The 14,702-nt window shown below is 43.9% G+C and carries 14 protein-coding genes; 4 read left to right on the top strand and 10 right to left on the bottom strand.

Annotation, left to right across the window (positions count from 1 at the left end):
* Positions 1–22 precede the first annotated feature (22 nt).
* The gene (locus KDW99_RS07670) at positions 23–940 is read left to right on the top strand and encodes an AraC family transcriptional regulator (RefSeq protein WP_255828710.1); all 918 of its coding nucleotides are present in this window, start codon (positions 23–25) and stop codon (positions 938–940) included.
* Positions 941–951: 11 nt separating this feature from the next.
* On the opposite strand, the gene KDW99_RS07665 is transcribed toward KDW99_RS07670, so the two are convergent.
* Positions 952–2,448 carry a carboxypeptidase M32 gene (locus tag KDW99_RS07665; protein WP_255828709.1) on the bottom strand — a complete coding sequence of 499 codons (1,497 nt, stop codon included), beginning with the start codon at positions 2,446–2,448 and terminating at the stop codon, positions 952–954.
* 209 nt (positions 2,449–2,657) lie between these two features.
* Between KDW99_RS07665 and KDW99_RS07660 the strand changes: the two genes are divergently transcribed.
* Both KDW99_RS07660 and KDW99_RS07655 read left to right on the top strand, forming a co-directional pair.
* A complete protein-coding gene (locus tag KDW99_RS07660) occupies positions 2,658–3,026 on the top strand; it encodes a type II toxin-antitoxin system RelE/ParE family toxin (RefSeq protein WP_212915685.1) in 369 nt (122 codons plus the stop codon).
* 11 nt (positions 3,027–3,037) lie between these two features.
* Entirely contained in the window at positions 3,038–3,352 is a 315-nt protein-coding gene (locus KDW99_RS07655) for an XRE family transcriptional regulator (protein ID WP_212915686.1), read from the top strand.
* 76 nt (positions 3,353–3,428) lie between these two features.
* On the opposite strand, the gene dld is transcribed toward KDW99_RS07655, so the two are convergent.
* The 3 genes from dld to KDW99_RS07640 all read right to left on the bottom strand — a co-directional run bounded on the left by dld (position 3,429) and on the right by KDW99_RS07640 (position 6,363).
* Positions 3,429–5,168: a D-lactate dehydrogenase gene (gene dld, locus KDW99_RS07650; RefSeq protein WP_370646897.1), complete on the bottom strand. Its 1,740-nt coding sequence runs from the start codon at positions 5,166–5,168 to the stop codon at positions 3,429–3,431.
* A gap of 174 nt (positions 5,169–5,342) precedes the next feature.
* The gene (locus tag KDW99_RS07645; protein ID WP_255828707.1) at positions 5,343–5,771 is read right to left on the bottom strand and encodes a BLUF domain-containing protein; all 429 of its coding nucleotides are present in this window, start codon (positions 5,769–5,771) and stop codon (positions 5,343–5,345) included.
* Between the two features lie 139 nt (positions 5,772–5,910).
* On the bottom strand, positions 5,911–6,363 hold the full coding sequence (locus tag KDW99_RS07640) for a GyrI-like domain-containing protein (protein ID WP_255828706.1): 453 nt from the start codon (positions 6,361–6,363) through the stop codon (positions 5,911–5,913).
* A gap of 79 nt (positions 6,364–6,442) precedes the next feature.
* Here KDW99_RS07640 and KDW99_RS07635 point away from each other — a divergent pair, with 79 nt between their 5' ends.
* On the top strand, positions 6,443–7,189 hold the full coding sequence (locus KDW99_RS07635) for a helix-turn-helix transcriptional regulator (protein WP_255828705.1): 747 nt from the start codon (positions 6,443–6,445) through the stop codon (positions 7,187–7,189).
* Here the strand turns inward: KDW99_RS07635 and KDW99_RS07630 are convergent.
* From KDW99_RS07630 to KDW99_RS07605, 6 genes are all read right to left on the bottom strand, one after another.
* Positions 7,186–8,064, bottom strand: a complete 879-nt coding sequence (locus KDW99_RS07630) for an alpha/beta hydrolase (protein WP_255828704.1) — start codon at positions 8,062–8,064, stop codon at positions 7,186–7,188. The genes KDW99_RS07635 and KDW99_RS07630 overlap by 4 nt on opposite strands.
* A gap of 161 nt (positions 8,065–8,225) precedes the next feature.
* Complete coding sequence (purU, locus tag KDW99_RS07625) at positions 8,226–9,092, bottom strand: formyltetrahydrofolate deformylase (protein ID WP_255828703.1); 867 nt, start codon at positions 9,090–9,092, stop codon at positions 8,226–8,228.
* Between the two features lie 99 nt (positions 9,093–9,191).
* Positions 9,192–9,845, bottom strand: a complete 654-nt coding sequence (locus tag KDW99_RS07620; protein ID WP_255828702.1) for a sarcosine oxidase subunit gamma — start codon at positions 9,843–9,845, stop codon at positions 9,192–9,194.
* A complete protein-coding gene (locus KDW99_RS07615; protein ID WP_255828701.1) occupies positions 9,838–12,861 on the bottom strand; it encodes a sarcosine oxidase subunit alpha in 3,024 nt (1,007 codons plus the stop codon). Before KDW99_RS07615 ends, KDW99_RS07620 begins: the two co-directional genes overlap by 8 nt.
* Positions 12,862–12,872: 11 nt before the next feature.
* Positions 12,873–13,157 carry a sarcosine oxidase subunit delta gene (locus KDW99_RS07610; RefSeq protein WP_114413271.1) on the bottom strand — a complete coding sequence of 95 codons (285 nt, stop codon included), beginning with the start codon at positions 13,155–13,157 and terminating at the stop codon, positions 12,873–12,875.
* Between the two features lie 15 nt (positions 13,158–13,172).
* On the bottom strand, positions 13,173–14,426 hold the full coding sequence (locus KDW99_RS07605; RefSeq protein WP_255828700.1) for a sarcosine oxidase subunit beta family protein: 1,254 nt from the start codon (positions 14,424–14,426) through the stop codon (positions 13,173–13,175).
* Positions 14,427–14,702 lie beyond the last annotated feature (276 nt).

Genomic DNA, 14,702 nt, shown 5'->3' with positions numbered 1-14,702 from the left:
ATTCATCTAAATCATCCAAATTATGCTCGATATACTGACAGACATTTTTGCAGTCGTAGATTTGAAATCCACTCGCTGCACTCGACTTGAAGCCGGTGGGGATTGGTCTTTTCGGCTGCCTCAAAGAGACATTATAAAATTGGTCACGGTTTTATCTGGGGGCTGCTGGATGATTCAGGCCGATAAAGCGCCTGTCTGGATGTCGGTTGGTGATACTTTTTTACTGTGCCATTCTCCATCCTACACACTTGCAAGCGACCCTATACTTCCTCCGCTGGAGTCAGCCAGTGTATTTGATTGGCAACATACCAATGTTGGGCATTACAACGGTTCTGATACTGTATTGCTTGCTGCTAGTTTCGAACTAGATAAAGCGAATGCAGATCTCTTGATTGACGCTTTACCTCACTTTTTCTTAATCCCCACAAGCCAGACAACGGCACTGACCTTAAAAAGATCAATCGAAACTCTTGACCAAGAACTACAAACGTCGGAGTTTGGTTTTGATTTAATGCGTCAATATTTAGCCGAAATATTGCTTATACAATTTCTGAGGGCTTATTCATCACATAATTCGCATAGAGACAATCAAGTTGGTTGGCTTGGTGCGTTGGGAGATTCTAAAATAGCCGCTACATTACACTTAATGCATAACCAAATAGATCGTAAATGGACGGTCGAAAGTCTTGCTCAAGAAGTAGGAATGTCACGGTCAGCATTTTCAGAACACTTTAAAACCAGTGTTGGTATTCCACCACTTCAATATTTAATTAGGTGGCGCATGCAAGTTGCTCGTAAAAAACTTATTGCAGGAGAAAGAGTAGCAACTGTTGCAGAATCATTAGGGTACGCATCCGAAAGTGCATTTGGTTATGCCTTTAAAAAAGTTTTTGGCCAGTCGCCAACGGGGAAAGCTAAAATGACAAATCTCCCTCTTTAACCCTAATTAAGCTACAAATACCGCCCTTCTAGGTGTTTTCTAAAATGTGCGGCGTTTAGGGTTTCGCCTGTGGCGCGTTTGACGAGTTCATCTGTGGTGTGGAGCGAGGCTTGTGACCAGATGTTGTCGCTTAGCCATTGGAAGATTGGGTTTAGGTCGCCACTTTGAATAGCAGCGTCGAAGTCGACATTTTGTATCATGGTGGCTTTGTATTGGGCGGCGTACATGGCACCGAGTGTGTAGCTTGGGAAATAGCCGAAGGCGCCGTCTGTCCAGTGGATGTCTTGCATGCAGCCGTTTTTGTAGTTGTCTTTGGTGGAGATACCAAGGGCGGCTTTCATTTTCTCATCCCACAATGCCGGTACGTCTGTGTGTTCTATTACGCCGTTGATCAGGTCGCGTTCGATTTCGTAACGCAAGATGACGTGCGCTGGGTAGGTTAGCTCATCGGCGTCCACACGAATAAAGCCTTTTTCCACTTGAGTGTAGATTTTGTAGAGGTTGTCTTCGGCAAAGACTGGGTCGCTGTGTGCGTTGAAGGCTTCGGCAGAGAGTCGTGATAAGTGGGAGATAAACGGCTTGCTGCGCCCTATTTGCATTTCAAAGAAGAGCGACTGAGATTCATGAATGCCCATGGAGCGAGCTTCGCCAACTGGTAATCCAGCAAAGGCTTTGGGTAAACCTTGTTCATAACGCGCGTGCCCTGTTTCGTGTACGATGCCCATTAAGGCTTGTACAAAGTCTTTTTCATCGTAGCGTGTGGTAATGCGTACATCGCTTGGTACACCGCCACAAAATGGATGCACACTCTGGTCAAGTCGACCACGATCAAAGTCGAATTGCAGCAGCTTCATCACTTCTAAGCCAAGGGCTTTTTGCGTGGCGGTAGAGAAAGTACCTGATGGCAATAGGATGGATTCAGATTTCTGCTTTTCCAAAACCTTTTCAATCAGTTCTGGTAACCACGTTTTCACATCGGTAAATAAGGTATCAAGAGATGCGGTTGTGGTGCCCGGTTCGTATTTATCGAGCATTGCATCATAAGGTGTAAGACCAAGTGCTTCGCCACGAATTTGTGCTTCTTCACGAGACAAGGCCACAACGTCTTTCCAGTTTTTTTCGAAGCCTGTCCAATCGTTTTCTTGGCGTTGCGAGCGCCACGCATGTTCGCATTTGGAACCCGCGATAGATTGGGCTTGTACTAAGTCCTCTGGAACCATGGTCGCTTGTTGCCATTGGCGTTTCATTTCACGAAGGCTGGCTCTTTGTTCTGTGGCTATTTGTTCCGTATTGAAGGATTCTTGCTCGGCGTTAGCGAACCATTCTTCAAGCTGAGGTTGTGTCGATAAACGATGAATGTGAACCGATAATTCCGCCATGGCATTGGAACGCGCTTCGCTACCGCCAGATGGCATGTTCGCCGCAGCATCCCAGCCAAGCATGGCTTGAGCGTGGTTAAAATGGCTGAGTGTTTGGTAGTGTGACGTTAACTTGTCGTAGTTGGACATGGTCGTTTTCATCCTATGTGGTGTTGGCTAACCAGAACGGTATCCATTTTAGTCATCTTATTACATTGGTATAAATGGGAATAGACAAAAAACTATCTCATAACCCTCTTCATAAGCGAATCTAACAAGTTCAGGCTTTTAAAATATACTCTTGACAGTATATACGTTAAAGCGTATTTTTTTGATCATAAAGACAGCAAGGATTGCTTATGATTTGGGAGATATTAATAACCGACGAATACGAACAATGGTTTCTTGGCTTGACGGACAAAGAGCAAGAAGACGTGCTATCAATGGTTGATGTATTAGAGATTAAAGGTCCTCAATTAGCACGACCCTATGCAGACTCTATAAAAGGAACAAATAAGGTAAAGAATCTTAAAGAATTGAGAGTTCAGCATGCAGGAAAACCTTATCGTGTCTTTTATGCCTTTGACCCAACAAGAAAAGCCATATTGTTATGTGGTGGCCGCAAAGATGGGAAAAAAGATAAGACCTTTTATGATAGATATATTCCGTTAGCTGAAAAAGAATTCTTAAATTACTTGAAAAATAGTGATTCAGAAAACACAAGATAGGAGGTTTAGTTATGGCTAAGTCGATCAACGAATTACGGAAGAAAATTAAACCAGAGGTTCAAGCCGCAGCTAGAGCTAAAGCTGTTGCCATCATTACAGAGATGTCTCTTGCAGAAGTTAGAAAAAAAAGAGGCATAAATCAGGCAGATTTAGCAGGTCTTATGAATATCGCTCAGCCAAACATCTCTCAAATTGAAAATCGTCCCGATGCCCTTATCAGTACATTGAATCAATATATTGAAGCATTGGGAGGTAAGCTAGAAATACACGCAAAGTTCCCTGACGGACAAGATATAGAAATCTCTCAATTCTCAATGGTTAAGTAAAGAAGCAATAAAGCCGAGATATCTTTAAAAGAAACGTCTCGGCTTTTTAAGTTTTGCGATTAAGCTCTAAGAAAGCTTATTTATGGCAACCACAGCCTGTGTGTTCGTCGCTCAGTTCTTGCCAGTTTTTCAATTTACTGGTGCCGCCGATGCCAGAATTGAAGCTGTTGGTTGGATCAGATTTTTGGTAAAAATCTCGCAATGCAGGTTTCGCCACGTATTCATGACCAACGTTATGCTCAGCTGGGTATTCTGCACCGCGAGCGTCGTAGCTGGATAGAATTTGCTTCTTCACCGCTTTGGCGTCGACGCCTTTTTTCATGATGTAGTTTTGATGCATGACGTGACAGAAGAAGTGCCCGTAGTACATTTTCACCGCGACTTTTTCTTCGATGTCTTGTGGTAACTCTTCAAACCAATCGCGCTCATTACGTGGGAACGCCACGTCGATGGTCATGATAGAACCCAGTTTTTTCTTATTCATAATGTGAAGACGAGTCAATGCTCCACCAGTCACAAAGCGATGCAAGATGGCTTGGTCAGCTTCACGTTTGGTACAAGCAAAGAAATCGCCTTCGTTGTCTTTGAAGAATTTATCTAGGTAAGCTTGCGCTTCCGCTACGCCGTCGTTGCTGGTTTCCACTATCCAGTGATGCTCGTATTTTTCACGAAAATCTTCCATACGTTTCGGTAGATGATTCGGGAAAAGCTGACTCGCATATTGCATCATGATGTCAGAGAATTTAGACGGCATGAATTTCAGTTTGCCAGCCCAACGATCGACCGTGCGCTTCAGGGCAAACATTTTCGGGATGTATTTTGTACCAAGCTTATCGATTACCAAGTAGCTGTCTTTGCCGTATTTTTTACTGATGTCATAGCTGCTGCTGTGCATGTATTCACCAGACACTGGCAGGTTTTTAAAGGTAGACAACATATCGCGGCGCATCTGCTCCATTACCGCGGGATCATTAGTGCCAATGTAGAAAACTTGGTACTTTTCTGGAATCGGGAAGGTATCAATACGCACGGCAAAGACCGCCAATTTACCCGCACAACCAGATGCTTCGTACAAGCGACGAGGATCGTTATTGAAACGTGATGGGGTGTCTGCGTCTACGTCACGAATACGCTCGTGGTATTCGTTGTCAGAACCGCGTTTTTCGGGGAACTGTACGTCTTTTTCTTGGTAGGTTTTGTTTTGCAGGTTGGTCAGAATTTCTTCTGGATCCGTTCCCAACTCAATGCCTAAATTGTTCACCAATTGCAGTTCGCCATCTTGTGTAACTTGGGCAAACAAGGACATTTCTGTGTACGCAGGGCCACGTTGCACCAAGGCACCACCAGAGTTGTTACAAACACCACCTACGATAGAGGCACCAATACAAGAAGAACCAATAACCGAATGAGGCTCACGACCGTATGGTTTTAGGGTGTCCTCTAAACCAAATAAGGTACTCCCCGCAAAACCAACAATCTGTTTACCTTGGTCAAGCAACTGAATGTCGTCAATACGCATGGTGCTGATGATCACGATAGGACGATCATAGTCCGCGCCATTAGGTGTTGAACCACCCGTTAAGCCAGTATTAGCCGCTTGCATAATAACGATAACGTCCGCTTTTACGCAGGCTTGCAGACATTTCCAGATTTCAACCAAGCTACCAGGACGAACAACCGCATACGCCTTACCACCACCAAGGCGAAAACCTTGGCTGTAAGGTTTGGTCTTGTCTTCGTCCGTTAAAGTATATTGATTTCCTACAATGGCCTTTAACTCAGTGGCCAAATCTAAGCTGGAATTGGTGTCCGTCATACTGCTTGCTGTCATTGCGGCTACTTCACATCGTGTCGGGAAAAGAGGCCAGTATACTAAACTTAACGACGAGTAAAAAACACTCCAGCAAAAGAATTAGGAATCATGTTCATAAGAATTGCTTATGCAAGACAATAGCTACATAAGCATTATAGAGAGTTTTTTCTTAGCGTTTCACTGCGCTTCAGCCCGTTTTATCTCATCTCTGATATCCAGCAATAGAGACAAAGCACGCTCACCATTCATGTTATATGGGTCGAAGTTGATACTTTTTGTATGCTGGTAAAATAGCTCACGAAGGCTTTCTGTATTTTGTAGATAGCCCATATTCCAGCTATCGAACTCCCTGTGTGAAATTTCTTGATAACCGATTATTTCAGGCTTCTTATGGCGGGAATCCGTCGCGATTTTATGATAAATCTGATTCACGTCTTGGCGTGTCCCTTCTAAACATTGAAGAAAGAACTGCCTGTTAAAAGACAACAAGCCTGTCACATTGAGCGCTTTGTTATTGATCCGTGCAGACTTAAGAATGCGGGCAATGTCTTCCACCTCAAATTGCTCGGTAATGGTGCTAGTATAAATAAGTCGAACTAAATCCACATTAAGCCCTTTTTATATCGAATAAATTTATAAACCATTTAAATTGAGGTTATCGCTTTGCTATAAAAAAGTAATGTGGATTTAAGTAATTTTTGTATGCGTTTTTTATCTAATTTAATTCCACCTGCTTCTCTATTTTTTAAGGCTTAACAGCAATATACACGTCGACGCTTTTTTCACTGGTATAAGATTCAAAATCTGCCGTGTAAGCGCGGTAATGTACACAATCGGAACTGCTAAAATAACGCCAAATTTCTCCCCACACATCAATCACCACTTGCGGCATTTCCCCTTCGCCAGAAAAAACCAGATACTCGCCGGCAGGAAGGTCAACATGTTCTAACTCTGCCATTGATGAAACATGATCCGGTTCCGCGCCGACTAAGACGTTGAAGTCACCTGTGTAGTCAGACTCATACTGATAATATACGCCATATAAACAAGCGCCCTTTTCGTAATTCACTGTGGCTTGCTGTGCAAAGGTTTGATGTAAGGCGCCTATCTTTGCGGTTTCTGGTTGCATTTCGCTAACATTATTGGTTCGTACGCTTAAACCCGCTATGCGTTTTTCATCCAATGTTATTTGCTTCATTTTAATCTCCATAAAATCGACTTGTTTAGAATAGATTCACTATATCGACATATATGACACTTTATGTCACATTAAAATCATGAATAGAGCCAACGCCAAAGATCGCCTAGATAGATTAGAGCAATTAACCGCCATTCTAAAATCAGAAGACGCCCTCACGACCAAAATCATCGCGGCAGAACTGAATATTAGCGAGCGTACCTTATTTCGTGACATTGGAATTTTACGGGAACGAGGATTGCCAATTGAAGCGGACAAGGGTCGTGGCGGTGGTATCAAGCTTCACCGTAATTGGGGCGTTGGGCGACTATCGCTAGAAAACCAAGAAATGATCGATTTACTAATCAGCCTTGCCATTGCAGAAAGCATGGGACCGACCTTGTTTATGGGGAATATTAATATCGTTCGTCATAAGCTGATGGCTTCTTTTTCGTCTAAGCAAAAAGAAAAAATCCACCAGCTACGCCAGAGAATTCACATTGGCGAACAAGCATCACCAGACGTTTTACAGTCTTTCAGTATGAAAAAGCATGAAACAAACGCGACCATTGAAACCCTGCATACAGCCTTTCTATTTAATCAACGCCTGTCTATTGTTTATCAAGACTTTCATGACCAAGAAACGCAGCGCGAGATTGAAGCCCATTATTTGTACCTTGGGTTTCCCGTATGGTATCTGTTGGCATGGGATCACCTTCGTAACGACGTACGTATTTTTCGCTATGATCGCATAAAGAAAGCAGACATTTTGCCACAAGAGTTTACGCTAAGACCGTTAAAGGATTTCAACGCTATCCTGACCAAGCAAAATGTCAGTACACTTTAATCTTGTACTTTTTCCGCATTAGCACCGTGGCGCTGAAAGAAATCCGTCACGTCATCTAAAATTGGTGCTTTGCTTTTCAAAAACCACACAAGACTAGAGACCATATCGGCATGGCCAACACCTTGGTAGATTTTACTTTCCACGCTGCCCTGCTCAGCATGAATTTTTGCGATTAACTTATCCATATTGCTTTTGCCTACGATAGTATCGTCAGCACCCCAAAGCAGTAACATTGGCGGCTCTTTGCCATCAATAAACGTGGTTACTTGCATGTTTGGGTAGTTTGCAGGTGGGCCAAACATGTCCTTATAGTCGTCTTCGTAAGGCACAAAATCATAGGGGCCAGATAAGCCCGCAAAGGCATTAATAATGGACGACGTTAAGCCTTCGGCTTGCAAATATTGCTTATCCGCCGTCACCATGGCACCAATATGCGCGCCAGCGGAATGTCCCGCTACAAACAAGCGTTTAGGGTCGCCCTGATATTCGGCGATATGACGATAGGTCCAAGCAACCGCTTTGGCACCATCCTCAACAAAGGTCGGAAATTTCACCTGTGGATATTTGCTGTAATCGGCAATGACCGTGATATAACCCTGTTTTGCAAAGGCTTCGCCGACAAAGGGATACATGTCTTTTGAACCATCCTTCCAGCTGCCACCATAGAAGAAGACAACAACAGGAAGAGATTGACCCGAAGAATGAGGCGGGACATAAACATCTAATTTTTGCCAAGGCTCAGCGCCATAAGCAATATCTTTTGTCGTTTCGGTATCACTGAATGCATTAGGTAAATTGGCAACGCCTAACCCAACCTTAGTACAGGCAACGAGTAATAAAGAACTCAGTGCCACACACACTTTTGCTACCCTCAAAATTGACCTCTTGTGTCTATTAAATTGAACTCAATTAAAATGATACGCAGCGGATAGGAAAATAGACCAGTTTTTTTGATGGGCCGTTACTTAAAAATAAAAATGGGGAGACCATCTATGATCTCCCCATTGTCTGTTTTCTTATGTGTATAACAGCTTAACTAGCCACCAAACACAACAGTGCGCTTACCATTCAAGAAAACACGTTTTTCAACGTGGCATTTCACAGCGTTAAACAAGGTAACACGTTCGATATCTTGGCCTTTGGCAATGAGATCTTCCGCGTAGTGAGCATGGTTAACAACTTGAATACCTTGAGAGATAATCGGACCTTCATCGAGGTCATTGTTCACATAATGCGCCGTCGCACCGACCATTTTCACGCCTTTCTCCCATGCTTGGTGATAAGGACGAGCACCTTTAAAGCCTGGCAATAAGGAGTGATGAATATTGATTGCACGGCCATCTAAGTATTCACACATGCTTGGGGAAAGCACTTGCATGTAACGAGCTAAAACCACTAATTCGGTATCATATTGTTCGATTAAGTCACGAACTTGCGCTTCTTGTTCTAGCTTCGTCTCTGCGGTAATTGGCAAATGGTAATATGGAATACCGTGCCATTTCGCCAAATCTTCTAAATCAGGATGATTGGAGATAATCACAGTAACGTCGATATTTAGTTGTCCAGTACGAAAGCGATACAATAAATCATTCAAACAATGATCGTACTTGGACACCATGATCGCCACTTTTGGCTTGTGGTTTGGTGCGGTTAAAGACCATTCCATCGAAAATTCAGCAGCACGCTCTGCAAAATCTGCTTTAAATACGTCTTCACTGAAATCAGCATGTTGCGGCAAAAATTCAATACGGATAAAAAATCGACCAGATTCTCTGTCATCAAAGGAATGAATTTCATCTACATAGTTACCAGCTTCCGCCATGTATCGAGTAACAACATCAACGGTTCCGATTATACTTGGGCAGTTTGCGGTAAAAATCCAAGGAGCGGTTTTTGATTTCATAAAATAGTCTCTTATTGTCTTAAGCTTTTACTTCAAACAAGGTTGGCCACAAAGAGTGGCCAACCGAAGTATTGAAATAAAACAAGTGGATGAAAAAAGTTACGCTTTAACAACTAGGCCGTATTCTCGACTCGCATCTTGAATCCATAACCACAAGTAATCAGCAAAACTACGACGAACCACTAATTCGAATTCACTTTCACCACTACGGCGAATAATAGCGCCACTCTTAGCAAACGTTGTTGTGACAACTTTACCGACAGGGAACTTACTAGGATGCACGTCTACAATAGTTGATTTTTTCAACACATCGACAACATTCTCGCCAGATAGCTTATAGATTGTCCAGCCACCGCTAATATTGACTACTTGGTAGTGGCCGCTGAGTTCTGCATGCAGAGCGGTTTCTACTTCAAACGCCTTTAGACCAGGTACAACAACCAACCACTCATCAGGTGAAATCCAACGAACAGACACATCACCTTCAACGACAGACGTTAGCGGTTGAGTTGGTAGTGCCACACCCAAAGCTTTTTCTGCTGCGCTTAATTGATCCGCATTTTCAGCATTTAAGCGTAGCGTAATCTGCCCCATCAAGGCTTCTTCTTTGAACGTAACACCACCCGTTTTTGGCCCCTTTTTAGCAACACTTGCTAAGTCGGCGTGAAATAGTGGTGACTCGCCTTGAATTGAAGCATCAGGTAACTGATTCATTACTGATACCGTTACCGCTTCGTTATTTACTTCAGACATTTTGACGTTCCCCTTTTGGATCTAGGAAAATTGGGCTGCAAATTTCAGCTTCAACTATACGGCCATCAGCAAGTGGGTAATACACTTTCTCACCCATCTTATCTAAACCACCTTTCACAAAGCCTAGAGCAACAGATCGACCTAAGCACGCACTCCAGTAGCTGGATGATACGTGACCAACCATTGGCATTGGGATTGGCGCAGTTGGGTCAAAAACACCCTGAGCACCTTCTGGTAATACTACGTTTGGATCGATTGTTTTAATGCCAACCATTTGCTTACGTTCTACACGTACACAGTCTTCACGCTGCATACCGCGCTTTCCGATAAAGCTAAACGGTTTATTCATAGAAACAGCCCAGCCCATACCTAGATCATATGGATGTACAGAACCATCTGTATCCTGACCCGCGATAATAAAGCCTTTTTCAGCACGTAGAATGTGCATTGTTTCAGTGCCGTATGGTGTTAGATTGTACTTTTCACCATGTTCAAATAGCTTCTTCCATACATGCATACCGTAGTTGGCTTGTACGTTGATCTCGAAAGACAACTCACCAGTGAACGAGATACGGAACACACGTGCTGGAACACCAGCAACCGTCATTGGTTTCCAATCCATGAACTTGAAGCTATCTTTAGAAACATCAACATCGCTGTCGATCAATTCTTCAAGCAGCTTACGGCTGTTTGGACCAGAGATAGTCATGGTTGCCCAATGGTCAGTAACAGAAGTGAAGTAAACTTCTAATTCAGGCCATTCTGTTTGATGGTACAACTCAAGCCAATTAAGCACTGTCGCCGCACCACCTGATGTTGTTGTCATCAAGAAATGATTTTCTGCTAGGCAAGATGTTACACCGTCGTCGAATACCATGCCGTCTTCTTTCAGCATCAAGCCATAACGACACTTGCCGACAGGCAATTTTGCCCAAGCATTAGAGTAAATACGACCTAAGAATTCACGGGCATCTTTACCTTGGATGTCAATTTTACCAAGTGTAGACGCATCAAGAATACCAATAGACTCACGAGTTGCTAAACACTCACGGTCAAGTGACTGCTGCATTGACTCGCCCGCTTTAGGGAAGTACCAAGGACGTTTCCACTGGCCCACATCCTCAAACTTCGCACCGTGCTCTAGATGCCATTTATGCATTGCACTGTAGCGTTCTGGGTCGAACAACGCACCACAATCACGACCAGCAATGGCACCAAAAGTAATTGGTGTATAGTTTGGACGGAAAATAGTCGTACCCGTTTCAGGAATAGACTTATTCAGGATTTTCGCAGCAACCGCCATACCGTTGATGTTACCCAATTTACCTTGGTCAGTACCAAAGCCCATTGCGGTATAACGTTTAACGTGCTCAATCGACTCAAAACCTTCACGACAAGCAAGCTCAATACCCGCAGCCGTTACGTCGTTTTGATAGTCAACGAATTGCTTAGGCGCTTGAGACGTTGGTTTTGTATGAGGCACATGGAACAACGCCATTGCTTTAGATTCTTTCACGTCCGTTGTAGCCGGAATAGCCACTTCAACCGCGTTAAGATCTAGATTAGACAATGCCTCAAGACCTGCCTTCTTACCTTCTTCAAAAGCACCAGCAGTATTAAAAGTACCGTTGATCGCACCTGCAGTAAGTTGCTTCTGTACCGTTTTACCAGGTAGGAAGCCAAGCACATCTTCGTTCCAGACAGGTTTAGAACCAGTATGACACGATAGGTGAATAACTGGACTCCAACCACCAGAAGAAGCAACAGTATCCGCACTCAGTTTCTTAACAGAACCTGTGATTTTAGAACCGTCTTCGTTGATGGATGCAACAGAAACACCGTTAACGCGCTTGCCGCCATGAACATCAATAACCGCAGAGCCAGCGATCACTGTAATGCCGCGATCACGCGCTGCTTTAACTAGCTCACCTTCTGGGTTTTGACGAGTATCAACAATGGCTTGCACTTTACGTCCAGCATCATGCCAATCGATAGCAGTATGATAAGCGTTGTCATTGGTTGTCATTAGAACAAGTTCTTTACCTGGCACAACACCGTAGCGATTAATGTAGGTAGAGATAGCATTCGCTACCATACAACCAGGAACATCATTATTACCAAATACTAGAGGACGTTCATGCGCTCCTGTTGCCAGAATAACCCATTTAGTACGTACACGATGGTAACGCTGACGTACTTGGCCATTTGGTGCACGATCAGCAATATGATCCGTCAAACGTTCATGAATCGTTAGGAAGTTATGATCGTGGTAACCATTAACAGTAGAGCGAGGAAGCACCATGACATTGTCGTTCGCTTCAAGCTCTTTAACAACATCAGCAATCCAAGCATGTGCAGCCTTGCCGTCAATGCTTTCTTTGCTACTTAAAAGGCTTCCACCGAATTCATTTTGCTCATCAGCGATAATGACACGAGCACCACCACGCGCAGCAGTCAATGCAGCGATCAGACCTGAAGGTCCGGCACCAACGACAACCACATCAGCATGTTGATTCACTTTATCATAAATATCTGGATCGTATTCATTAGGTGAACGACCTAGACCCGCGGCTTTACGGATAACTTTTTCATATGTTTCCCACATTGATTGAGGGTACATAAAGGTTTTGTAGTAAAAACCTGGAGGCATCATTTTGCCGCCAAATTTACCAACTAAGCCCATCACATCGTTATCAACACTTGGCCAGCCATTTGTTGATCCTGATACAAGACCAGAGAACAACTCTTGCTGTGTCGCTCTTACGTTTGGAACTTGTGTCGCTTCAGTTGCACCAAGCTGCATGATGGCATTTGGCTCTTCTGCGCCTGCTGCAACGATACCGCGAGGACGGCTGTATTTAAAACTACGGCCAATAATATCAACACCGTTAGCTAACAAAGCTGACGCCAGAGTATCACCGGCGAAACCTTCGAATTTCTTACCATTATAGGTAAAAGTAAGTGGCTGAGAACGGTCAATACGGCCACCGTTTTGTAGACGATTTTTCTGAGACATGATCCGCTCCCTTACTCTGCAACTACTTTAGGTTGCTCACCCATTTTGTAAACTTCTTTAATTTCATACGTTACTGTGTGTCGAGTAACGTTGAAGAACTTACGACAGCCTGCCGCGTGAACCCAAATTTCATGATGTAAACCACGAGGATTCTTACGGAAGAACATGTAGTTCCCCCACTCTTCATCCGAGCAAGAATCAGGATCTGCTGGGCGCTCAATATGAGCTTGGCCTTGGTTATGGAACTCTTCTTCTTCGCGGTGTTCACCACAGTAAGGGCAATAAATATAAAACATGAACTGAATCTCCCGTTAGTGTGCTACACCAGCTGCGCCGTGCTCATCGATAAGCGCGCCGTTGTGGAATCGGAACATTGAGAATGGCGCCGCCATCTCATGCATTTCACCTTTTGCCAAAGAAGCAGCAAATACGTGACCAGAACCAGGTGTTGCTTTAAAGCCACCCGTACCCCAACCACAGTTGAAAAATAAATTCTTCACTGGTGTTTTAGAGATAATAGGACATGCATCAGGACATGTATCAACGATACCACCCCATTGACGGTTCATACGTACACGGCTGAAGATCGGGAACATTTCCACAATCGCCTGTATAGTATGCTCAATAGTTGGGTAAGAACCACGCTGACCATAGCCAACATAGCTGTCGATGCCTGCACCGATTACCAAATCACCTTTATCAGACTGTGATGCGTAACCATGTACATGGTTAGACATTACTACTGTATCTAAGATTGGCTTGATCGGTTCAGATACTAATGCCTGTAGAGGATGTGACTCAAGCGGTAATGCAAAACCTGCTTTTGCAGCCATATAGCCTGAATGTCCTGCGACAACACAACCTACTTTATCTGCCATAATATCGCCGTAACGATCCGTTTTTACGCCAGTTACTGTGCCGTCTTCAATGATAAAATCAACGACTTCAGTTTGTTGAATTAGATCAACACCGTGCATGTCCGCACCACGAGCAAAACCCCAAGCTACAGCATCGTGACGAGCAACACCCGCACGCGGCTGCCAAGAAGCACCCATAACAGGGTAACGAGCATTACCAGAGCAATCTAGAATTGGAACGATTTCGTTCACTTGCTTCGCATCCAGTACTTCGCCATCAATACCGTTTAAACGGTTAGCATTTACACGACGCTCAATGTCACGCATATCTTGTAATGTGTGACCTAGGTTTAAACAGCCGCGTTGAGAGAACATGACATTGTAGTTAAGATCTTGAGATAGACCTTCCCATAATTTCATCGCATGCTCATACAAATGCGCAGACTCGTCCCATAGATAGTTAGATCGAACGATCGTCGTATTACGTGCCGTATTACCGCCACCTAGAAAGCCTTTCTCAATGACTGCTACATTCGTAACACCAAACTGCTTTGCTAAATAGTAAGCTGTTGCTAAACCGTGTCCGCCGCCACCTACGATGATCACATCGTATTTCTTTTTAGGGGTTGGATTACGCCACACCCGCTGCCAATTTTCGTGATGGCTAAAACTGTGCTTTAACAACCCAAAGCCTGAATAATGCTGCATCAGATCAGCTCCTTACATAAATAATCGCTTCAACGATTATCGTGGTGTGGTTAAAAAAATATTGCAGCGCCTCAGCCAACTGAGGCGCATTCAACGTGATAATAGAGATAAAGATTTCCAGCCTAATGCTTGGAAGCGTCCACCGAATGACAATTTACGACAGGGGCGCTGGCGGCTTTAGATAAGCCTACAAACACGGCCGTTTTTTTGATCGAACTGCATACCAAAACACCGTCTTTTTGGTCTCAATATTACAGCCCAAATACGTGCGCCATG

Source organism: Marinomonas rhizomae (assembly GCF_024397855.1).
Taxonomy (GTDB): domain Bacteria; phylum Pseudomonadota; class Gammaproteobacteria; order Pseudomonadales; family Marinomonadaceae; genus Marinomonas; species Marinomonas rhizomae_A.
The sequence above is the reverse complement of the archived record's forward strand: the minus strand, read 5'-3'. Positions and strand labels throughout refer to the sequence as shown.